At 67.2% G+C, this 21,728-nt stretch carries 20 protein-coding genes; 9 read left to right on the top strand and 11 right to left on the bottom strand.

Going from position 1 to position 21,728, the window contains the following annotated elements:
- Positions 1-463: 463 nt before the first annotated feature.
- From E4T13_RS11805 to E4T13_RS11795, 3 genes are all read right to left on the bottom strand, one after another.
- On the bottom strand, positions 464-1,333 hold the full coding sequence (locus tag E4T13_RS11805; RefSeq protein WP_137178448.1) for a primase-helicase family protein: 870 nt from the start codon (positions 1,331-1,333) through the stop codon (positions 464-466).
- 134 nt (positions 1,334-1,467) lie between these two features.
- Positions 1,468-2,414 (bottom strand): IS630 family transposase gene (locus E4T13_RS11800; protein WP_137178447.1). Its coding sequence is split into 2 segments (ribosomal slippage): positions 1,468-2,078 and positions 2,078-2,414, totalling 948 coding nucleotides; the frame shifts between segments, so codons are not numbered across the junction.
- 33 nt (positions 2,415-2,447) lie between these two features.
- Positions 2,448-3,116: a hypothetical protein gene (locus E4T13_RS11795; RefSeq protein ID WP_137178446.1), complete on the bottom strand. Its 669-nt coding sequence runs from the start codon at positions 3,114-3,116 to the stop codon at positions 2,448-2,450.
- A gap of 1,449 nt (positions 3,117-4,565) precedes the next feature.
- Between E4T13_RS11795 and E4T13_RS11790 the strand changes: the two genes are divergently transcribed.
- Positions 4,566-4,748 carry a hypothetical protein gene (locus tag E4T13_RS11790; protein ID WP_137178445.1) on the top strand — a complete coding sequence of 61 codons (183 nt, stop codon included), beginning with the start codon at positions 4,566-4,568 and terminating at the stop codon, positions 4,746-4,748.
- A 439-nt stretch (positions 4,749-5,187) separates the two neighbouring features.
- Here the strand turns inward: E4T13_RS11790 and E4T13_RS11785 are convergent, their stop codons facing one another.
- The 4 genes from E4T13_RS11785 to E4T13_RS11770 form a co-directional block, all read right to left on the bottom strand.
- Positions 5,188-6,723, bottom strand: coding sequence for a sulfatase (locus E4T13_RS11785; protein ID WP_137178444.1), 1,536 nt, complete (start codon positions 6,721-6,723; stop codon positions 5,188-5,190).
- A 39-nt stretch (positions 6,724-6,762) separates the two neighbouring features.
- Positions 6,763-7,737 carry a tripartite tricarboxylate transporter substrate binding protein gene (locus E4T13_RS11780; protein ID WP_137178443.1) on the bottom strand — a complete coding sequence of 325 codons (975 nt, stop codon included), beginning with the start codon at positions 7,735-7,737 and terminating at the stop codon, positions 6,763-6,765.
- A 75-nt stretch (positions 7,738-7,812) separates the two neighbouring features.
- Positions 7,813-9,354: a sulfatase gene (locus tag E4T13_RS11775; protein ID WP_137178442.1), complete on the bottom strand. Its 1,542-nt coding sequence runs from the start codon at positions 9,352-9,354 to the stop codon at positions 7,813-7,815.
- Between the two features lie 4 nt (positions 9,355-9,358).
- Positions 9,359-10,318: a tripartite tricarboxylate transporter substrate binding protein gene (locus E4T13_RS11770; protein ID WP_137178441.1), complete on the bottom strand. Its 960-nt coding sequence runs from the start codon at positions 10,316-10,318 to the stop codon at positions 9,359-9,361.
- A gap of 203 nt (positions 10,319-10,521) precedes the next feature.
- Here E4T13_RS11770 and E4T13_RS11765 point away from each other — a divergent pair, with 203 nt between their 5' ends.
- A complete protein-coding gene (locus E4T13_RS11765; protein ID WP_170984951.1) occupies positions 10,522-11,442 on the top strand; it encodes a LysR family transcriptional regulator in 921 nt (306 codons plus the stop codon).
- On the opposite strand, the gene E4T13_RS11760 is transcribed toward E4T13_RS11765, so the two are convergent.
- From E4T13_RS11760 to E4T13_RS11745, 4 genes are all read right to left on the bottom strand, one after another.
- Complete coding sequence (locus E4T13_RS11760; protein WP_137178439.1) at positions 11,429-11,803, bottom strand: hypothetical protein; 375 nt, start codon at positions 11,801-11,803, stop codon at positions 11,429-11,431. The two genes, E4T13_RS11765 and E4T13_RS11760, sit on opposite strands and share 14 nt — an antisense overlap.
- Before the next feature lie 83 nt (positions 11,804-11,886).
- A complete protein-coding gene (locus tag E4T13_RS11755) occupies positions 11,887-12,156 on the bottom strand; it encodes a hypothetical protein (RefSeq protein WP_137178438.1) in 270 nt (89 codons plus the stop codon).
- Positions 12,157-12,181: 25 nt separating this feature from the next.
- Positions 12,182-14,533, bottom strand: a complete 2,352-nt coding sequence (locus tag E4T13_RS11750; protein ID WP_137178437.1) for a hypothetical protein — start codon at positions 14,531-14,533, stop codon at positions 12,182-12,184.
- 46 nt (positions 14,534-14,579) lie between these two features.
- A complete protein-coding gene (locus tag E4T13_RS11745) occupies positions 14,580-15,230 on the bottom strand; it encodes a hypothetical protein (RefSeq protein WP_137178436.1) in 651 nt (216 codons plus the stop codon).
- A 337-nt stretch (positions 15,231-15,567) separates the two neighbouring features.
- Between E4T13_RS11745 and E4T13_RS11740 the strand changes: the two genes are divergently transcribed.
- The 7 genes from E4T13_RS11740 (at position 15,568) to E4T13_RS11710 (ending at position 21,657) form a co-directional block, all read left to right on the top strand.
- Positions 15,568-16,671: a polyamine ABC transporter substrate-binding protein gene (locus E4T13_RS11740; protein ID WP_137178435.1), complete on the top strand. Its 1,104-nt coding sequence runs from the start codon at positions 15,568-15,570 to the stop codon at positions 16,669-16,671.
- Positions 16,668-17,816: an ABC transporter ATP-binding protein gene (locus tag E4T13_RS11735; RefSeq protein ID WP_137178434.1), complete on the top strand. Its 1,149-nt coding sequence runs from the start codon at positions 16,668-16,670 to the stop codon at positions 17,814-17,816. Before E4T13_RS11740 ends, E4T13_RS11735 begins: the two co-directional genes overlap by 4 nt.
- A complete protein-coding gene (locus tag E4T13_RS11730; protein ID WP_206030147.1) occupies positions 17,813-18,697 on the top strand; it encodes an ABC transporter permease subunit in 885 nt (294 codons plus the stop codon). Before E4T13_RS11735 ends, E4T13_RS11730 begins: the two co-directional genes overlap by 4 nt.
- Positions 18,694-19,488 carry an ABC transporter permease subunit gene (locus E4T13_RS11725; RefSeq protein ID WP_240791083.1) on the top strand — a complete coding sequence of 265 codons (795 nt, stop codon included), beginning with the start codon at positions 18,694-18,696 and terminating at the stop codon, positions 19,486-19,488. Before E4T13_RS11730 ends, E4T13_RS11725 begins: the two co-directional genes overlap by 4 nt.
- A 40-nt stretch (positions 19,489-19,528) precedes the next feature.
- Positions 19,529-19,894 carry a hypothetical protein gene (locus tag E4T13_RS11720; RefSeq protein ID WP_137178432.1) on the top strand — a complete coding sequence of 122 codons (366 nt, stop codon included), beginning with the start codon at positions 19,529-19,531 and terminating at the stop codon, positions 19,892-19,894.
- 113 nt (positions 19,895-20,007) lie between these two features.
- Positions 20,008-21,207: a pyridoxal phosphate-dependent aminotransferase gene (locus tag E4T13_RS11715; protein WP_137178431.1), complete on the top strand. Its 1,200-nt coding sequence runs from the start codon at positions 20,008-20,010 to the stop codon at positions 21,205-21,207.
- Between the two features lie 6 nt (positions 21,208-21,213).
- The gene (locus E4T13_RS11710) at positions 21,214-21,657 is read left to right on the top strand and encodes a GNAT family N-acetyltransferase (protein ID WP_137178430.1); all 444 of its coding nucleotides are present in this window, start codon (positions 21,214-21,216) and stop codon (positions 21,655-21,657) included.
- The last annotated feature ends 71 nt before the right edge of the window (positions 21,658-21,728 follow it).

The following is a 21,728-nucleotide window of genomic DNA, read 5'->3' as shown; positions in this document are numbered from 1 at the left end:
CCCTTAAAGGGACAGATATTCGCCGGGTCGAACTGGCAAGTGCGCCCGTGCTGACGATTGGTCAAAGTATTGCAGGCCGTCCTGAGGTGGAAGACACGCCAAGGGGGAGTAGACATAGAAGGACAAACCGGACAGAGGGGTATGTCCACCTTAAACCCTTATAAATGCTAAAGGTTTTCGCAAGTGGACAGACGGACGGAGGGGGAGGGGCAAATTCCTTCTACCTATATATTCTTCCTTCCCTTCTTAATTAGAAAAGAGTATGTCCAGTATGTCCAGATAGGCGAAAACCCCTGATTCTATTGAAGAAAACCTGGACAGAGGGGGGCTGTCCGGGTGTGTCCTCTTGTGTCCACTCCCGCCCTCGCGCCCCTCGTCAGTAAGGCACGCAAAACAACAAGGGAGCATTCCTGCCCCCTTGTCACCAGAACCCCGCCGCTCGATAGATTTCCACGGCGCAGTCTTACTCGTCGTCGTCATCATCCATAGCATAGGACGCGGGCAGTAACCCGTTCTCCACGGCGATTGCCCGCGCGTCCTTGAGGCTGGGGATGCTGTAGACAGTTTCCTTCACGCCCTTTCGCGTCCTCCGCCCCTCAGGCTCAGCACACCAGAACTTAGCCGCAGCTCCGGGTACAAATCGGTTATCCGACAACTTCAGAGAGTTCCGCTTGCCCAGATTATCGAGGTAAAGGCTAAACGCCTCCTTCACGTCCGAAAGAAAGACTTCTCCTCCATCGTCGGCGGCGTCAGGCGGATACCCTTCGCCAGTAATCAGCGCATTATAGAAGAATCGTTCCTCAACAGACAGCGATTCAGCTAATAACCTACCATGAGCCGCAGTCCTTGGGGGATTGCGCAGGTCTACACCATCGGGGCGCTTTAACTGGTACAGGAAATCAGCGAAAGCGAATATTCCAGAACCATTAATTTCGCCCCACAGCGGATTGAAATATTTCGGATCTCTAGAAAAGGTATCAGGCACATCAAGGAATAGATAACGACGCTCATCCTCGCTTGTATTGTGCGAATACGACCCATTCGTGGTGAATAGAAATCGTGAATATGACCTCATCGTAAACTGAGGTACGAATTTTGGATTAACAAGAATGGTGTCACTGGTGATCAAATCCTTCAATGTATCGTTATCGGCCGTGTTTCCTCCGAAAGTGGCTTCCTCGCAATTAACTAGAATCGCGCCCGCAAGCTGAGAGTTGAAGTTGCCCACCAAATCGTTTCGCTTCGCCACTCTCAGGAAGTATTTTGACCCAATGATGCGGTGCATTATGTCAGCAACCAGCGACTTACCTGAACCTTTCGGCCCTTTGAGCACTACAGCGCTTCCCGGTTTATTGCCCGGGTTCTGTAGAATGTCCGCTAACCACCACAACAACCAATCCGAGACTTGCTGGTCCCCATCGCAGACGACCTCGCGCAGGTGGTAAAGTATTTTAGAGCATTTTCCGATCAGTCTGGTTCGTATCCGGCGGCGGCGAAGTAGTTGGCGCATTCGGCTGGATTGAATGTGTCGATGATGTTGCCGATGGCGGACCAGAGGCCGTCGATGGTTCGCTCGGCAGCCTTGCGCAGCATGGCCTTGAGCTTGGCGAAGGCGTTCTCGATTGGGTTGAAGTCGGGGCTGTAGGGCGGCAGGTAGAGCAGGTTCGCGCCCGCAGCCTCGATGGCGGCGCGGATGCCTGGCCGCTTGTGGCTGCCGAGGTTGTCCATGACGACAACATCGCCGGGCCGCAGGTCCGGGACCAGCACCTGGTCGACGTAAGCCTGGAAGGCGATGCCGTTGATCGGCCCGTCGAGCACCATCGGCGCGACCATGCCGCTGTTGCGCAGGCCCGCGACGAAAGTCGTTGTCTTCCAGTGACCGTGCGGGATGGCAGCGCGCAGGCGCTCGCCGCGCGGCGCCCGTCCGCGGGTGCGGGCCATGTTGGTCGAGGCCCAGGTCTCGTCGATGAACACCAGGCGATCGGGGTCAAGGTCGAGCTGGCCCTCGAACCATTCCCAGCGTCGCGTCAGGATGTCGGGGCGCTGCTGCTCGGCAGCGTGCGCCGACTTTTTTTCAGCGTGATCCGCCGCCGCGCGAAGAACCGCCAGAGCGAGGCGATGCTGACGTCCACGCCAGCCTCCGCCAGTTCCGTGCGCAGCTCGCTCAGCGTGATGTCCGGCGTCCGCCCCAGCAGATCGAGGATCAACGGCGCATGCGCCTCGATCCGTCCCGACCGTCGGTCGCCGCCGAGAGGTCCAGGGGCCACCGAACCCACCCGCCGGTGCAGCGACCACCAGCGGATCGCACTCGACGCCCCGACACCGAACCGCTCCGCCGCCGCGCGGCACGACGCACCCGCCGCAATCGCCGCCACGACCCGTTCCCGAAGATCAACCGACAACGCCTTCGACATGCCTGTCGGCCCCCTCCCGACAGACAGCTTGAATCAGATCCCCTCCGCGTCGCGGAAGCGTTTTGATTCAGTCAGGTCGAGAGGCGCTCTAGCGCATCCGTGCTCGGAGGTGCCCTCGTAAATCGGTTCCAGCCCCGGAGGAATCTGCCAGCCCGTCCATATGTTCAGACGGTCCTCGCCCACTTCAGCTTGAGTTTTCCCCGGAGAGAAACACACGCCTCGCGTGTATTCATGCCGGTACGCCCATTCCAGCCAAATCTCTGCGCCAGATTTTTCCTGTTCCCGCTTCCCCCGACGATGAGTCAGGAATTTAGAGGGAGCGAGCAGCGTTCGGAAATTGTCCGGAGAGATCATCGTAGGTAATGCAGTTTCGATGGCGTCCTTTTCCCCTCTTCTCAGGTCAAGAATGGCCACCTTTCCTTCAACAAGTGCGAGCGCAAAATTTTCGTTTACGAAATTCAAGAAATTGATTAGTCTATTCGTCCGCACGTCAGCTTCTTTAGGAATAGTGTCCGCTAGGCCGCCGAAGTATATCTCCCGAAGTCGTTCCCGCGCGCTCTCTTGTAGCCGGTGCGCCTCCCAAATAAGCTGTCCTTCAGGATCGTCCTGTAGTTTTGCCTCCGCCTTGAGGGGGCGCCATTTCGTTATTTCAGCGGCCCGCGGAGAGTTCTTTAGTAGCCGATAGGCTTGTGTTAGTTTCATTTTATATTCAGATTTGGTGTGTGTAGTCTTAAATCCGCAACCAAGAGATCAACGGAAGTGTAAATTGTAGCAGCTTTGGTAAGTTGTTGCAAAGACTAAATAAATCTGTTGCAAACTCGTGGTCGAGTTGCTATAATTATACCCATGACCACCACGCTCCTAGAAAGTATCGTCGCTGGTTCCCATGTCAATGTAATGGAGGCTTCCAGAATAAGTGGGATCAGCTACTATCAGTTGTGGCGGCGTCTGCGCCGCGACAACGTGCCAACTACTCGACTCAACGGCAGACGTTATGTAGCCGTCGCCGATCTCTCTCGCGCTAGCCTGCGCGTGTCCTGAATAGAAAAGGGGACACCAGCTTATCAGCCGGTATCCCCTAGTAAACAACCAAATTTGAACGCCCTAGTATAGCGCGTTCCCGTGAGTTTTTCAAATGACTTTAAATACTTTAAGTGTCGCAGATGCCTCCAAAATTCTCCATCAGGCCGAGACAACCGCCTCTGCAACTGGCCAGCGCCTCTTGGACGCCGAAGCCGCCCGACAGGTTGCGGTCCGCCGCTCCCTCTTATCGGGCGACCACGTCGAAGCCGACGCCGCCCTAGCTGCCTTGGATGCGGCCCGGCGCGCTCATGAGGCTGCAACCATTGCCCTCCAAAGCGCACGCGACCTTCATCGGGACGCCGAAGCAGCCGCAGGGCGCGACCGTCAACAGATGGCGCGCGAGCGCGTAGCAAAGGTCGCAGCCCAGCTACAGACAGCAGCCCGCGACGCCGACACTAGCCTTGCGGCCTTGCTTGGCGCCCTCACGCGCATTCAAACCCTAGAGCGTGAAGCCCATGACGTGTGCAAAAGCCAACTGCGCGCGCCGTATGGTGCCGTGATGATCCGGAGCCTGATTCTCGGCCGGTTGAAGGAACACCTTGCCAGCATTGTCGCCGGAAACCCGACTACTCCGCGCCCGTGGGCGTCTGAGTTCGCCTCGAAGGCTATCGCCCGAATCCATAGCGCGGCTGACCTATAATGCCCGAGATTCTAGACCGGCTCCCCAACGGCACCATCGTTCGCGGGCACTCATCCGACCCCCTGCCAAGCCGAACCCGACTTGTGGAAATCCACGACGCCAACGGCAAAGTTGTCGGATACGCGAACGAATGGGACTTCCCTGCCCCAACCACCACGCCATCAACTGACACACAGAACAATGGCTCCTAAGTTCGACTTCGACCGCGACAGCGAACCATTTGACCACCCTCGACGGCCCAAGCGCCGTAGGCGTAATGACGATCTGCCTCCGATTCCTGCGCCACCTGCCTCGCCTCTAGCGCCCGTGCATGTGGTCGCGTTGGATACCGTAGCGTCCGATCCAATCCCTCAGCCCGGTCTAAACGAACAGCTCAATGCGCTGAAGCGTGCCAGCCACCGAATCGGCGAGCCACGGAACTGGCGCGGATGACAACGAAACGCACCCAACCCACCCCAGCCGAAAACCTGATGACGGCCCGCGCCGGTCTCCGCGCGGTCGCGGTGTTCTTGGCGGAGGTTGCCTTCGATCTGGCGGCCACCACTCGCGCCGAAGGGGCAACCACCAAGCGCCGCCGCCGCCGCAACCGCAAGGTCCGTCACAATGTCTGAGAGCGACAACCCCCTAGAAGCCTCTCCAAGCCCGTACAGCGCCCTGGCACCGAAACCACCATGCCAGAGGGACCTGCGGACCCGAGACCTACCGTCAGGGTGCCCACAGACTCGATCCCAAGGCGCATCACGACCGACATGGCTGGCGCCGCCGATCTGCGCTCCGATTTCCTAGACGACTAACCCCCATCGCGCGATTCAACCCGCGTCAAACTTCGCGCTCCGGTGTCACGACCGTTGAAGCGAGAGACAGAACCCCTGCATCGGAATAGGCACCGATGCAGGGGTTTTGTTTTGCCTTGCACCCTACCAAACTTCCTACAAAACCTCCTACAGTTAGGGAAAGTGAATCTTCATAAAATGTTGTTTTAAATGACTTTTAGGGTGACATGTTGGAGCGTTGGAGATTTCAATCCTCTCCAGCAGCACCACCGCCGCGTCACGCCATCCCCACCGCCGGCAGCCGCTCCTTCCGCGCATCGTCCGGGCGCGCGCGGATCATCGCCTCCAGTTCACGCCGCGTCGCGGCATGGGCGGGGTCGTCGGCGATGTTGTCCATCTCCTGCGGGTCGGTCTCCAGGTCGTACATCTCCGCCGCGCCGGAGATCTCCTCCACCGTCAGCTTGAAGCGCTTCGTCCGCACGGTGCGCAGGTTCAGCGGCACGCCGCAGCGGCTGTCGGACAGGTCCCATTCGCAGAAGGCGAAGTCCCGCGTCTCCTCCCCGCGCGCCACCGGCAGCAGGGAACGGCTGTGCCAGCGCTCCGGCTTCTCGGCGCCGGCCAGGTCGGCGAAGGTCGCGGCCATGTCGAGCGTCGAGACCGGCTCGTCGCAGACCTGGCCCTTCGGCACGCCGGGGCCGCGCACCAGGCAGGGCACCCGGATCAGCCCCTCATAGGTGATCGGGCCCTTCAGCAGCAGGCCGTGGTCGCCCAGCCAGTCACCGTGGTCCGCGGTGAACACGACCAGCGTGTTGTCGTCCAGCCCCAGCCGGTTCAGCTCGGTCAGGATGCGGCCCACATTGTGGTCGATCAACGAGATCATGCCGTAGTAGTTGGCGATCACCTCGCGCAGCGTCGTCTCGGTCAGCACCGGCGTGCGGCTGTGCTTGGCGCGGAACTCGCGCAGCTTCGGGTCGGCCAGGTTCGGCACGCCCTCAAGGCTCGCCTTGTGCCACCAGGGCCGGCGGTCGAGGTCGAGCGTCCAATGCGCCGGCAGGTCCACATCCTCCGGCCGGTGCAGCAGGCTCCAGGGGACGGGGCAGTCGAAGGGATGGTGCGGGTCGGGGAAGCTGGCCCAGAGGCAGAAGGGCCGGTCCCGCTGCTCGTTCATGTAGGCGATGGTGCGGTCGGCGACCCAGTTGGAGTTGTGCCAGGCCTGCGGCAGGCCGGAGTGCCAGGTCTGCGGCGCGCCATGCGTGTCGGGGCCGTGGTTCTCCTTGTAGAGCTTGTTCTTCAGGGCGCCGTGTCCGTCGGCGTAGTACCAGGCCTCGTAGGACTGGCCGAAGGGCGGCTCCATCGGGGGGAAGGTGTTGTGGCCCTCGACCACCAGTTCCACGCGCTGGAAGCCCATATAGGGCCCGGTCCAGTTCGGCCCGTAGCGGTTCATGCTGTGCCGGCACTCGGGCGAGCCGGTGGGGTTGAAGGTATGCGCGGTCGCGAAATGCGCCTTGCCGAGCAGCGCCGTGTCGTAGCCGGCCTTGGCCAGCACGGCGGGGAAGCTGTCGCGCGCCTCCTCGACCGGCAGGTCGATGCCGTTGTCGCAGACGCCGTGGCTGCGCGGCATGCGTCCCGTCAGCATCGACGCACGCGTCGGCTGGCACACCGGGTTCGGTGCGATGCAGGCGGTGAAGGCGGTGGAATCCGCCGCGAGCAGGTCGAGATGCGGCGTGTGCACCTTGCGCCCGAAGGCGCCGATGCAGTCGGCGCGCTGCTGGTCGGTGGTGATGAACAGGATATTCGGTCGGCGATCCCGCACGCGGTGCGCTCCTTCGGTGGTCCGTGACGCGATGGGTGGTCAGTCGAGGGTGACGTTCGCGGCGCGCGCGGCTTCCCCCCAGCGGGCGCGCTCCTGCGCCATGAAGGCGCCGAACCGGTCGGGCGGCAGGTAGCGGGCGGTCAGCCCCTGCGCGGCAAGCTTCTGCACCACCTCCGGGTTGCGCAGCGCCTCGGCGACCGCGTCGTTGACGTAGCGGACGACCTCCGGCGGCAGGCCGCGCGGCCCGACCAGGCCGTACCACACCACCATGGAAAGGTCCGTCCCCGACGCCTCCGCCAGCGTCGGGATGTCCGGCATCAGCGGCGAGCGCTCGCTCCCGCTGACCGCAAGGCCGATCAGCTTGCCCGCACGCAGATGCGGGATGAGTGGCGGCAGGCCGATCGAACCCGCGGGCATCTGCCCGCCGAGCAGCGCCGTCGTGGCCTGCGCCCCGCCGCGGAAGCCGACATGCTGCACCTTGAAGCCCAGCCGCTGCGCCAGGATCTCCATGCCGAGATGGTGCTGGCTGCCAGGATTCGGGCTGGCGAACTGCACCGGATTCGGCTGCGCCTTGGCCCAGGCGACGAAGGCGGCGAAGTCGCGCGCCGGCACCGACGGATTGCAGACGATCATGAAGGGAAAGTCGTCGAGCAGCGCGATGGGCGTGAAGTCGTTCGCGGGATCAAACGGCACGTTGCGGAACAGCACGGGGTTGATCGCCATCTGCGACGCATCGTTGATCAGCAGCGTATAGCCGTCGGGCGCCGAGCGCGCCGCGGTCTCGGCAGCGATGTTCCCGCCGGCGCCGGTGCGGTTCTCGATGGCGAAGCCGCGCGGGAAGCGTGCGCCCATGGCCTCGGTCAGGATGCGGGCCGTGATGTCGGTAGCGCCGCCGGGAGCGGAGCCGACGAGGATGCGGACGGGACGCGAAGGGTAGTCGGACTGCGCCCGAGCCGCGGGGGCGAACACGGTGGGCGCGACCAGGCCGGCGGCCAGAAGCGTACGGCGATGCATTCCTGTCTTCCTCCTCGATCTCAGGGGGCCACGGATGTGCGCCGTCGCCCTTTGGTTTTTTCTGCTGGCCTTCTGTCAGCCGATCCCTGTCGCCTGCAGCCTCTCCCGACGGGCATCGCCGGGTCGTGCCCTGATCATCGCCTCCAGCTCGCGCCGCGTCGCCGCATGGTCCGGGTCGTCGGCGATGTTGTCCATCTCGTTCGGGTCGGTCTCAAGATCGTACATCTCGGCCGCGCCAGACAACTCCTCGACCGTCAGCTTGAACCGCCGGGTGCGAACGGTCCGCAGGTTCAACGCCACGCCGCAGCGGCTGTCGGAGAGGTCCCATTCATTGTAGGCGAAGCTCCGCCGCTCCTCACCGCGCGCCACCGGCAGCAGGGACCGACTGTGCCAGTGATCCGGCCTGGCGACGCCAGCAATGTCGGCGAAGGTCGCGGCCATGTCGAGCGTCGAGACCGGATCAGAGCACACCTGGCCCTTCGGCAAGCCGGGCCCGCGCATGATGCACGGCACCCGCAGCAGCCCCTCATAGGGCATCGGTCCCTTCAGCAGCAGGCCATGGTCGCCGAGCCAGTCGCCGTGATCGGCGGTGAACACGACGAGGGTGTCCTCCGAAAGGCCCAGGCGGTGCAGTTCGGTGAGGATACGGCCGACGCTGTGGTCCGCCAGGGCGATCATTCCGTAATAGTTGGCAATGATCTGCCGGAGTTGCGCTTCGGTGAGTTCGGGCGCGCGGCTGTTGTGGGTGCGGATCTGGCGAAGCCTCGGGTCGGTCAGGTTCGGCACGCCATCCAGGCTTGCTGCGTGCCACCATGGCCGCCGCTCCAGGTCGCGGGTCCAATGCGGTGGCAAGTCCACTTGATCCGGCGCGTGCAGCAGGCTCCAGGGGAGAGGGCAGTCGAAAGGCGTATGTGGGTCCGGGATCGAGGCCCAGAGGCAGAAGGGCCGATTGCGTCTCCGGTTGAGGAAGGCGATGGACCGGTCCGCAACCCAGGTGGAATTGTGCCAGGCCACCGGCAAGGCGCTGTGCCAGGTGTGTGGCGCCCGCAGGTCTTCGGGGCCGACATGTTCGCGATGCAGCCGGTTCTTCAACTCGCCGCGTCCGTCGCCGTAGTACCACGCGTCGTAGTTCTGCCCGAATGGCGGCGGCATGGGCAGGAAATTGTTGTGCCCCTCGACGACCAGTTCGACATATCCGAAGCCCATGTATGGCCCGCACCAGTTCGGACCGTAGCGATCCATGGACTGGCGGCATTCCGGCGTGCCCGTCGGCGCGAAGGTCTGGAAGGTCGAGAAATGCGCCTTGCCGATCAGGGCCGTGTCGTAGCCTGCCTGCGCCAAGGTCGCGGCAAAGCCGGACTGCGCCAGGGCCGGGTCAAGGTCGATGCCATTGTCGCAGACGCCATGCGTGCGCGGCAGCAGGCCGGTGATCATGGAGGCGCGTGTCGGCTGGCACACGGGGTTCGGGCAGATGCACGCGTCGAATACCGTGCCGTCCTGGGCAAGCAGGTCGAGATGCGGTGTGCGCACCGGACGCCCCGCAAAGCCGACGCAGTCGCCGCGATGCTGGTCGGTCGTGATGAAGAGGATGTTCGGCCGGCGATCGCGTAGCGGCATTCTGTCACTCGATCACGATGTTTGCGGCCCGCGCAGCCCGGCCCCAGCTCTCGCGCTGCGCCGCCATGAAGGCATCGAACTCCGCCGGCGGCATCGGCCGCGGGCGCAGCCCCTGGGCCGCGAGCTTCCTGATGACGTCGGGCTTCGCGAGCGCCTCGGCGAAGGCGGCGGCAAGGAACTGCACGATCTCCGCGGGCATGCCGCGCGGCCCCGCCAGTCCTTGCCAGACCGCCAGGGAGAGGCCTTCGATGCCCGCCTCCGCGATCGTAGGCACCTCCGGGACGAGCGGCGAGCGTGCGGACGTGCTCACGGCAAGGGCGCGCAGTCGCCCTTCGCGCAATTGCGGCACGAGCGGTGGCAGGCCGACCGACCCGACGAGGATCTGCCGGCCGAGCAGAGCCGTCGTGGCGGGGCCGCCGCCGCGGAAGCCGATATGTTGCGTGCGGAAGCCCAGCCGTTCAGCCAGCTGCTCCATGCCGAGGTGATGTTCGCTGCCGGGATTGGGGCTTCCGTAGATCAGCGGCTCCGGCTGCGCACGCGCCCAGGCGCCGAGCTCGAGCAGCGTCGTCGCAGGCACCGAGGGGTGCACCACGATCACGAACGGGAATTCGCTGAGCATCGTGATGTGCGTGAAGTCGTTGGCCGCGTCGAACGGGATCTGCCGCATCAGAACGGGATTGATCGCCAGCATCGAAGCGCTGCTGAGCAGCAACGTGTAGCCGTCCGGCGCCGCGCGGGCCACCGTGGAGGCCGCGATCGTCGCGCCCGCGCCAGGCCGGTTGTCGATGACGAGGCCGCGCGGGAAAGTCGCGTCCATCGCCTCCGCCAGGATACGTGCGACGATGTCGCTGGCGCCGCCCGCGCCCGAGCCGACCAGCAGACGCGCTGAGCGGGACGGGTAGGCGACCTGCGCTTGCACCGCCGGCGAGAACAGGGCCGCGGCCAAGAGCGAACGACGAAGCATCTTGTCTTCCTCCCCCGGCCTCGGGACTTCGCCCGCGGCTTGCAGTGTTCTCGTCGTCCGGGGCCCGGCGGTCCGCAGCCGGAAGTGCTGCTCTGCGGATCGTTGGCCTCAAGACGGCGCGCCTGCGGGGCGGGAGTTGATCAGGACGCGATGCTGAGGTCCAATGCATTGTTGACCCGCGATTTATGCCCACAAGGACATGGATGCTGGAAACGCGGCAAGTCTGGCGGTTCGTTGCATTGGCGGAGGAACGCCATTTCGGCCGCGCCGCGGCGCGCCTCGGCATCGGCCAGCCACAGCTGTCACGTGCCATTCAGCGGCTGGAAAGCCAGGTCGGTGCACGCCTTCTCTCGCGCAGCACACGGGACGTCGCGCTGACCGAGGCCGGTCGCTCGCTCCTGGATGATGGGCGCCGGATGCTCGCGATCGCCGCCGCTGCGCCGTCGGCGGCACGTCGCGCAGCCCAGGGCAAGAGCGGCACCTTGGCGCTCGGCTTTTCCGGATCCTGCGCCTACGCGTTCCTCCCAGCGGCGCTGGAGGGCTTCAGGCGGGCGCGCCCGGACGTGCACCTGGCGCTGCGCCAGATGGCCGCACCCCAGCTCATCGAGGCGCTGCGCCTGGGGCACTTCGACTTATGCTTGCTACGCGCCGGTGCGGTGCCGCCCGGCGTGGCGGGTGCGCTGGTGTTCGAGGAGCCGCTCGTCGTCGCCTTGCCGCGGTCGAACCCGCTTTCGGCGCAGGCACGCATCAGGCCGGGCGATCTGGCCGGCGCCGCGTTCCTCTCCTTTCCGCGCAACGACGGAAGCGATTTCCACCGCCAGCTCCTTGAGATCTGCGGTGCTGCCGGCTTCGCCCCGCGCATCGTGCAGGAGGTCTCGCCGATGCATGCGCTGATCGGCCTGGTTGGTGCGGGGGTCGGCGTGGCGATCGTGCCGGCTTCCGTGCGCAAGCTGCGCTTCGACGGGGTGGTGTACCGCCCGCTGGCGCAGGCCGGCGCGCGGTCGCAGGTCTGGGCGATCTGGCGCCCCGACCGCCTGCCGGCGCCGGCGCGCGCCTTTGCCGAGCATATCGGGGTGGCGATGGCGCATCGCCACCCCGATGCGCAGGCCGCTATTCCGGCGTGACGGTCAGCGCATCCACCGCGACGGTGATGGTGCCTGGACCGCCGACGCTCACCGGCGACGACAGCGCCGCATGGGTCAGCGGATTGCCGCCGCTGGCCGCATCGAACAGGCCGAGATGCGTCAGCGTGCCGACCGCGGCGGTGAAGTTGAAGCTGAGCGCCGCGGCGTTGCGCTGCGGCCCGGTGCCGGTGAAGGTCACGCGCTGCCGCGCATAGCCGTTGCCCGCCGGCTCGCCGGTGAGGCCGGTGGAATCGGCGCCGCCGGTGCCCAGCGCGGCCCAGACCGCGACCGGCAGGCTCGGCACGCGTCCGCACAGCGCGCGCCCGAGCAGGTTCTTCGCGTAATCGGTGAGATCGGTCATGTGTGGTCCTCACGAATGCAGGGGCCCGGGGACGATCATCGTCCCCGGCGGAGCGCGAGGCGGAGCCTCGCCCTGTTCCTTCCTCAGAAGCTGCCGAGCAGCGCCGCCGAGAGTTGCGGCCCGGTCTCGCCCAGCCCGTCCGGCGTCGGCAGCGGCGCCTTCGCCACCACCGTCGCGTAGGCCAGCCCGTCCAGGATGCGCGGCGTCTCGCCCGCTGGCGGGATGAAGCCGCCGACCCGGGGATCGAGGCCCCCTGGTGGCGTCTCCTCGGGCCCGTGCCAGCCGAGCTGGCGCAGCGCCGCCTCCAGCGTCGCCGGCGGGCCGTGCCAGCGGCAGAGGCTCCATTCGGTCATGTCGGGCTCCTCTTCGGGGGATGGGTCACGCCGCCGTCGCGCCGGCGAGCAGCAGCAGCTTCGTGGTGCCGCCATCCGGGCTGTAGGCGAGCAGCGTGGCGAGGCCGCCATTGCGCAGCTTCGTCTGCCCGTCCGGATTGGTCGGTGTGGTGGCGGTGAAGCCGGTCATCGCGATCGCCAGGTCGGCGCCACTGCGGTTGGAGACGAGGCAGGAGAAGCCGTCGCCCGTCGCGCTCCAGTCGATGGAGAGCGTCGCGCCGGCATTCGCACTGACCAGCCGGCCGTTATGCGCGGCCAGCGTCAGCGCGGTCGCGCCCGCAACCGCGGCCACCGGCAGGCGGCGCGCGGTGAACTGCCCGTCCACATAGCCCTTGGTCGCGGCCTGGCTGGAGGCGGTGGGATCGCCCGGCAGCACCAGCGGTCCCTGCAGCGTCACCGTGCCCGTCGCCCCGACGCGCAGGCGCTCGGTGAGCGTGGCGCCGTTGCGCGTTTCGATAACGAAGGCGCCGGCTTCCGCGCCGGAACCGACCGCCTCGCTCACGCCGCCGGCGCGGGCGAAGGTGGTCTGGCTGCCGGCGCTGTTGTTGCCGGCGAAGACGACCTGGCCGAGTGCATCGCCATTCGCAGGCGTGTCGGAAAGGCGGCGCAGCGTCAGCGTCATCGGCGTGGTCATGGCCGAGCTCGCGCCGAGCACCACGCCGCCATTCGGGTTGACGCCTGCAAGCCCCCCGATCTCGAGCGGCGCCAGCGCGCCGGCGCCGATCGACATCGTGTAGGCGATCGCCGCGTCCTGGTTCTCGAAGCCGAGTTCGGCGCCGAGCATCTCGGAGCGGCGGAACAGCACTGCGCCCTGGTCGGGCGAGGAGCCGATCGCCTGGTTGCGGTTGGCGACCAGCACGATGCGCGACAGGTCCGCCGGCGTCTGACCCAGGAAGGTGGTGCTGCGCGTGTCGGAGGCGACGACGGAAAGGCTGTCGCCAGTAGTGCCGAGATAGACGCTGGCCGCCGGCAGGTCGCAGGCGACGAGCGTCAGCCCGCCATCCAGCACCTCCACCGTGCGCCCGGCGCCGTCGCCGCCCACCATGACGCCGACGAACTGGTTGTCGCCCTGGTTGGTCGCCGTGCTCGCCACCCGCACGGCGGTCGCCATGCTGCTGATGAAGCCGCCGAGCCATTTGGTGCGGAAGGCGCTGCCGCGGATCCAGGTGCCGACGGTCAGCGGGTCCTTGAGCGAGAGCAGGTCGTCCACGCTGCAGTTGTTCAGCTGGATGGACTGCGCGCCGTCGCCGAGATCGAAGCCGAGGTCGTAGCCATAGGAGAAGCAGTTGACGAACTCGGCGACGTCGCTGGTCTCGATACGGAAGGCGGTGCCGAGCCTGCGGTTGTTCCAGACCGAGAGCGTGCCGCCCCCCGTCCAGCTGCCGGCGAAACTGCTGCCCTGCAGGTCGACGCGCGTGGCATCCACCACCGTCGCCGTGCGCCGGCCATTCGCATTGGTCACGCCGTTGACGCCGGTGACGTTGACCAGGTCGCCGGTGACCAGGCCATGCGCGGTGGCGGTGGTGATGCGGATCAGGCCGGAGCCATTGTTGGCGACGCCGGCGATGCCGAACTGCACGATCGACACGTTGCCGAGGTTGCCGGTGAGGAACGGCCAGAAATGCACGTCGTGGATGCGCGTGATGTCGTAGGTGCGCGACAGGTAGATGCCGTTGCGGTTGTCGCCGCGCATGCGCCGCAGGTTGAAGCGCTGGCTGTTGTCGGCGCGGAGCGCCAGGTCGAAGCCCAGCACCAGCACGTCCTCGACCAGCACGTCGTGATGCGTGCCGGAGGCGTCGCCGATGGTGATGGCGGTGCCGGCCATGGCGGCGCGCAGGTTGATGCCGGCGCGCATCGTGGTGGGCGGCGCGCCCATCCCGTCGCGGATCACGGCGACGCGGCGGAGCGTCGCGCCGCGCAGCACGCGCACCGTGCGCGTGGAATCCAGCAGGAGGGAGCCGGGGATGCTGCGGTAGTCGGCGGAAGGCCGCTGGCCGCCGGGGAACAGCGGTCCTTCAAGGCAGACATTCTCCTTCACCACCAGCTCGGCCGCGGCCAGGCGGTAGCGCCGCGGGCCGAGCCGCACGATGCCGCCGCCCGCCGCGGCTGCGGCGTCGATGGCGGCCTGGATGGCGGCGACGTCGTCGGCGGTGCCGTTGCCGATCGCGCCGTAGTCGCGCACATGAAACATGCGTTCGGTGAAGACGCCGGCAGTGAGCTGCGCGAAGCTGGCGCGTCGCGTCTCGGCCGCCGCGCCGCTGCCCTGCACCACCGGCACGAGGTCGGCGGTGGCAAGCGCGGTCGCGGCGGGCAGGTCGGAAATCCTGGTGTCGGGCATCGGCCTCTCTCTTCTGTTGGGCGGGGCGGAAGGCGCGCGGCCGCGGTCAGACGAGGAGCCTGTCGCCGGCCTCCGTCAGCAGCACGTCGCCGGCCTGGGTCAGCAGCGTGAAGGCGGCGCCGACCGAGAAGGGCGGCGAGGTGTCGGTCAGCATCGGATAGGCCGGTGCGACCACGCGCAGCGTGTAGCCGTTGCCCGGCGCCGGCGCGGCCAGGCTGGCGCTGGCGGCGCCGTTGCTCACCGCTGCGGATTGCGGGCCGCGCACCGTCTCGCCGCTGGCATCGGCGATGGAGAAGTCCACGGTCGCTATGGCGCCGATCACCGTCGCCTGCGCCTCCACCGTGCCGCCGGCGACCACGGTGCCGCCGATGGGCAGCAGCAGCAGCGTCATCGCCAGTGCGGCAGCGAGCTGCTTGACGGAGAATTTCTGGGCGGAGGAACGGTTGACCCGGAAGGGCACGGTGGCGGTGTCCACCACGACGCCGCCGGGGATGATGGTGTTGGGGCGCACCGTGGTCAGCGTCAGCGCATCGGAGGCCTGGAGGAACATCACGTCCCCCGCGGCCAGGCGGTTGGCGGCCTGCGCGAAGTAGCCGGCCCCCAGCGCATCCGCGCGCGTATCCGTGGTGCGGTAGAGCCAGAGGGTGAAGCCGCTGTTGGCGAGCAGCGGGATCAGGGCGTTGTTGTCGAAGGGCATGCGAGGCTCCGGTCGGGCACGCGCGGCCGCGGCCCGCGCGGCTGCGCGGTCCGGGACCAGGGAATGGCGGGCAAGGAACGGATTCCGGCCGCGCGGGCGCGCGTGGCCGTGGCGGAGCGGGCTCCGCGCAAGTTCGAATGGCAGGGATGTCAGAGGGTTGCCAGGGTGTCGGCTGGACGCAACTCGCCCCGTGGCTTGGCCTCTCTAGAAGCGCGACACAGCGAAGTCAAGAACAAAATCCTAGTCAATTGCGCTGCGCCAGATCGCCGCACCCGCCTGCTGCGTCGCACCGGCGCCATGCTACTGTCCGCGGCGACCGCACCCGGGAAAGCCTGCCATGATCCTGCGACGCCTGCTGCTGCTCGGCGCCTGCCTCATCGCCTGCTTCGCCTCATCCGGCGCGCCGCGCGCGCAGGAGCGCGTGGTGAACGTGTTCAACTGGAACGACTATATCGATCCTGCCGTGGTCGAACGATTCACGCGCGAGACCGGCATCCGCGTGCGCTACGACGTGTTCGACAGCCTGGAGACGCTGGAGGGCCGGCTCTCCGCCGGGCGCAGCGGCTACGACGTGATCGTGCCGACGAGCGAGCCGACCTTCTCCCGCCTCGCGCGCATCGGCGCGCTGCTGCCGCTGGACCGCGCGCAGATCCCGAACCTGGCCAATCTCGACCCCGCGCTGATGCGCCAGGTCGCGAGTTCCGACCCCGGCAACCGCTTCGGCGCGTTGTACCTCTGGGGCACGATCGGCCTCGGTGTGAACGAGGCGCGGGTGCGCGCGCTGGCGCCCGATGCGCCGATGGACAGCCTGGCGCTGCTGTTCGACCGGCGCCATGCCAGCCGCGTCGCGCGGTGCGGCATCACCATGATGGACAGCGCGACCGACGTGATCCCGACGGTGCTGCGCTACCTCGGCAAGGATCCGAACAGCACCAGCAACGACGACCTGCGCGCCGTCGAGCAGACGCTGATGGCGATCCGCCCGCATATCCGCAATTTCTCGACCGGCGGCGTGATCGAGGCGCTGGCGAGCGGCCAGACCTGCCTCGCCTTCGCCTATTCCGGCGACGTCATCCAGGCGTCGGGGCGCGCCGCGGAGGCGAAGCAGGGCGTGGAGGTGCGCTATGTTGCCGGCAAGGAAGGCGCGCAACTCTGGTTCGACCTGCTGGCGATCCCGGCCGACGCGCCCAACCCCGCGAATGCGCATGCGTTCATCAACTTCCTGCTGCAGCCCGACGTGATGGCGGCGATTACCACGCAGGTCGGCTATCCCAACGGTATCCCCGCCAGCCAGGCCCTGGTGGCGCCGGAGATCGCCGATGACCCGGCGGTGTTCCCCGATGCCGCGATGCGCGCCCGCTTCTTCACGATCGGTCCGGTGCCGCAGGCGGCCGAACGCGCGCGCAACCGCATGTGGGCACGCTTCAAGGCGGGCCGGTGAGCCTCGCCGCCGCGCGCCCGGGCTCGGCCGAGCCCTGGCGCGACCCGGATGTCGAACCCTTCCTGCGCATCGAGGGACTGACCAGGCGGTTCGGCGACTTCATCGCGTTGGATCGTGTGGACCTCTCGATCTGGCGCGGCGAGTTCTTCGCGCTGCTCGGCGGCTCCGGCTCCGGCAAGTCCACGCTGCTGCGCTGCCTGGCCGGGCTGATCGAGCCCGACGCCGGACGCATCCTGCTGGATGGGCAGGACATGGCGCAGGTGCCGCCTTACCGCCGTCCCGTGAACATGATGTTCCAGTCCTATGCGCTGTTCCCGCACATGGACGTGGCGCGCAACATCGGCTTCGGCCTTCGCCAGGAAGGCGCGCCGCGCGCCGTCATCCGCGACCGCGTTGCCGAAATGCTGGCGTTGGTGCGCATGGAAGGGCTCGGCGCACGCCGGCCGGACGAGCTTTCCGGCGGTCAGCGCGCACGCGTCGCCCTGGCCCGCGCGTTGGCGAAGCGGCCGAAGCTGCTGCTGCTGGACGAGCCGCTCTCGGCGCTCGACAAGAACCTGCGCGAGGCGACGCAGTTCGAGCTGGTGAACATCCAGGAACGCACCGGCACCACCTTCATCATCGTCACCCACGACCAGGAGGAGGCGATGACGATGGCGACGCGCCTGGCCGTGATGGACCGCGGCACGCTGGCGCAGGTCGGCACGCCCGGCGAAGTGTATGAGTTCCCGAACAGCCGCTTCACCGCGGAATTCCTGGGCACCGCCAACATCCTGGAAGGCGTGGTGGAGGCGCTGACGCCGGGCGGCGCGCGCATCGGGAGCTCGGAATACGACTTCGACATCCTGTCCGAAGGCGAGCCACCGAAGCCCGTCGGCAGCCGCGTCTTCGTCGCGGTGCGGCCGGAGCGGATGCGCATCCTTCGCGCCGGCGCGGATGCGGCCTTCGGTGACAACCGCGTGGTCGGCCGGGTGCGCGACATCGCGTATTTCGGCGACTTCTTCCTCTACTACGTGGTGCTGGAAGGCGGGAAGGAACTGCGCGTCAGCCAGCCCAATCTGCGGCGCATCACCGGACGCCCGGTGGACTGGGACGACATCGTCACCGTCTCATGGCCGGCCGAAGCCTCCGTGGTGCTGCCGGAATGAGCGGCGCGGCGCGGCGCCGGCTGCTGGTCCTGCTCGCGCCGCTGCTGTGGATGGCGGTGTTCTTCGTCGCGCCCTTCGCCATCGTGCTGTCCATCGCCTTCACCGAGGCGGCGGAAGGCCTGCCGCCCTATGCGCCGCTGCTTCGGTGGGCCGACGGCGCGCTGGTGCTGCAGCTCAACTTCGTGAACCTGGCGCTGCTGTTCGAGGATTCCTATTACCTCGACGCCTATCTGCTCAGCCTGCGCGTGGCGGCAATCTCGGCGCTGTGCTGCCTGCTGGTCGGCTATCCCATGGCGCTGGCGATCGCGCGCGCGCCGGAACGCTGGCGCGTGCCGCTGCTGCTGCTGGTGATCCTGCCCTTCTGGACCTCCTTCCTGCTGCGCATCACCGCCTGGATCGGCATCCTGCAGGACCAGGGCTGGCTGAACGGCCTGCTGCTGTCGCTCGGCCTGATCGAGGCGCCGCTGCACCTGCTCTACACCGAGTTCGCGATGTATCTCGGCATCACCTATTGCTACCTGCCTTTCATGGTGCTGCCGCTGTACGCCTCGCTGGTGAAGCAGGACCCTGCGCTGATCGATGCCGCGGCGGATCTCGGCGCGCCGCCCTGGCGCAGCTTCCTGACAATCACCTTGCCGCTGTCGCTGCCCGGCATGATCGCGGGCTTCCTGCTGGTCTTCATCCCCGCGGTGGGCGAGTTCGTCATCCCCGAACTGCTCGGCGGGCCGGGCGCCCAGCTGATCGGACGCGTGCTCTGGACGGAGTTCTTCCAGAACCGCGACTGGCCGCTCGCCTCGGCGCTCGCTTCCATCCTGCTGCTGGCGCTGGTCCTGCCGATCGCGCTGTTCCAGTGGCGCTTCGTAAAGGACGGGCAGCGGTGAGGCGCCTTGGCCGCCTGGCGCTGCCGCTCGGGCTTGGCTTCGCCTTCCTCTACCTCCCGATCCTGCTGATGGTGCTGTTCAGTTTCAACGACAGCCGCATGGTGACCAGCTTCACCGGCTTCTCCACCCGCTGGTATGCGGCGCTGTGGAAGAACGACGCGCTGACCGGCGCGCTGTTCCTCTCGCTGCGCATCGCCGCGATCTCCGCCACCATGGCGACCATCCTCGGCGTGCTGGCCGGCTTCGCGCTGGCCCGGTTCGGCCGCTTCCGCGGGCGCCCGCTCTTCGCTGCGGTCATGGCCGCGCCGCTGGTGATGCCGGAGGTGATCACCGGCCTTTCGCTGCTGCTGCTGTTCGTGGCGATGGAGCAATCATTCGGGTTTCCGGCGGGCCGCGGCGCCTCCACCATCGCGATCGCCCATGCGACGTTCGGCGCGGCCTATGTCGCGGTGGTGGTGCAGGCGCGGCTGTCGGAGTTGGACGCCAGCCTGGAGGAAGCCGCGATGGACCTTGGTGCCCGGCCCTGGGCCGTGTTCTTCCAGGTGACCCTGCCATTGGCCGCGCCGGCAGTCGGAGCCGGCTGGCTGCTGGCCTTCACCCTCTCGCTCGACGATCTGGTGGTGGCGAGCTTCGTCTCCGGCCCCGGCGCCTCGACCTTGCCGATGGTGGTGTTCTCCGCGGTGCGGCTGGGGCTGACGCCGGAGCTCTACGCCCTGGCCACGCTGCTGGTGGCGGCGGTCGCGCTGGCGCTGGGCCTGGCCTGGTGGCTGCTCCGCCCGCGCCGTGCCTGATCTCTGCCACGATCCCGGCGCATCCGCGTTGTAGCCTCCGATGATGCGTCGCCGCCTGGCCGCCCTGACCGTGCCGCTGTTGCTGTCCGCCTGCGCCGAGGTCTGGACCCGCCCGGGCACGCCCGAGCCGGTGGCGGAGGCGACCCAGGCCTCCTGCCGCCAGCGGTCGGAGCTTGCGGTGCCGCCGCAGATGGTCTGGGTGGTGGTCCGCCCGGCCGGCTATGTGCCGGAGCAGCGCTGCTGGCGACGCGACGGGCGGGACTACTGCCGCACCTATCGCCGCTGGCGGCCGGCCGAGTATGGCATGGCGGACGCGAACGACGCCCCGCGCGAATCCTGGCGGCAGCAATGCATGGCGGCCGCCGGATTCACCTTCCAGGGCTACCGGCCCCTGCGCCTGAACTAGACCAGCCGGAATGACCGCCCCGCGCCCCTTGCAGGTGGACGCACCGGCCGCGTGCGGTTAGGACAGGCGCCGGCCGCGCCGGGACCGGGCGCGGCAGGGAAACCCGGACCGCCATGAACCTGATCGCAGACCGCCTCGACCGCATCTCGCCCTCGCTGACCATCGCCATGACGTCGAAGGCCCGCGCGCTGAAGGCCGAGGGCCGCGACGTGATCTCGCTCGCGGCCGGCGAGCCCGATTTCGACACGCCCCGCAACGTGAAGGACGCGGCCATCGCCGCCATCGAGCGCGGCGAGACGAAATACACGGATGTCGCCGGCACGATGGCGCTGCGCCAGGCGGTCTGCGCCAAGTTCAAGCGCGACAACGGCATCGAGTACAAGCCGGAGGAGATCCTGGTCGCGACCGGCGGCAAGCAGGTGATCTTCGATGCCATCGTCGCCACCATCAACCCTGGCGACGAGGCGATCATCCCTGCGCCCTGCTGGGTGTCCTACCCCGACATCGTCTCCCTGGCGGAAGGCAAGCCCGTCATCGTTCCGTGCGGGCCGAACCAGGGTTTCAAGATGACGCCCGAGCAACTGGAAGCCGCGATCACGCCGCGCACGAAGTGGCTGATCCTGAACAACCCGTCCAACCCCACGGGCGCTGGCTACACGGCCGAGGAGCTGAAGGGCCTGGCCGAGGTGCTGCTGCGCCACCCCGATGTCTGGATCTTCTCCGACGACATCTATGAGAAGCTCACCTACGGCATCAGGTTCGCGACCATTGCCGCGGTGGAGCCGCGCCTGAAGGACCGCACCGTCACGATGAACGGCGTGTCCAAGGCCTATGCGATGACCGGCTGGCGCATCGGCTTCGCGGGCGCGCCGGTGAAGCTGATCAAGGCGATGGACAAGCTGCAGAGCCAGTCCACCTCCAACACCAGCAGCATCTCCCAGGCCGCCGCGGTCGAGGCGCTGAACGGCCCGCAGGAGAGCGTGGAGGCGATGCGCGTGGTGTATGAGCGCCGCCGTGACCTGGTGGTGGGCATGCTCAACAAGGCCGAGGGCATCCGCTGCCCGACGCCGGAAGGCGCCTTCTACGTCTTCCCCGACATCCGCGGCTGCCTCGGCAAGACCAGCGCGGGCGGCAGGAAGATCGACAGCGACGAGGCGTTCTGCCTGGCGCTGCTGGAGGAGCAGGGCGTCGCCACCGTGCACGGCGCCGCCTTCATGTTCCCCGGCCATTTCCGCATCAGCTACGCCACCGACGACGAGAGCCTGAAGGACGCCTGCACGCGCATCCAGAATTTCTGTGCAGGGCTGAAGTAACGCCCCATGGGGCAGGCGGAGATCCGCTTCCGTCCCGCGACGGAAGCGGATTTCGAATACATCCTCGACCTGTCCATCCGCACCATGCGCGCGCATCTGGAGCGCATCGGGCGCTTCGATCCCGAGCGCCGCCGCGCGCGCATGCGCCAGCATCTGGACGCCGGCAGCCTTCACGTGATCGCGCGCGAGGGCGCGACAATCGGCTGCTGCGGCCTCTACGACCGTGGCCCGCACATGGAACTGCACAGCGTCTTCCTCGAACCCGCGCTGCAGGGCAGGGGCCTCGGCGCGGAGGTCTTCGCCGCGCTGCGCGAGGCGCATCCCGGCCGCGCCTGGTGGATCGAGGTGCTGAAGGAAAGCCCGGCGCGCCGCTTCTGGGAACGCCAGGGCTTCGTCCTGACGGGCGATGCCCCCTTCGACTGGATCCTGGAGCGCGCGCCCACCGCGTGAGGCGCCGCCGCTTGGCGCATGACGGCCCGCTGCCTATGGTGCGGCCCGTCACACGCAGAAGGTCACCTGCC

This window comes from Roseomonas sp. AR75, assembly GCF_005222815.1.
GTDB lineage: Bacteria > Pseudomonadota > Alphaproteobacteria > Acetobacterales > Acetobacteraceae > Falsiroseomonas.
The sequence above is the reverse complement of the archived record's forward strand: the minus strand, read 5'-3'. Positions and strand labels throughout refer to the sequence as shown.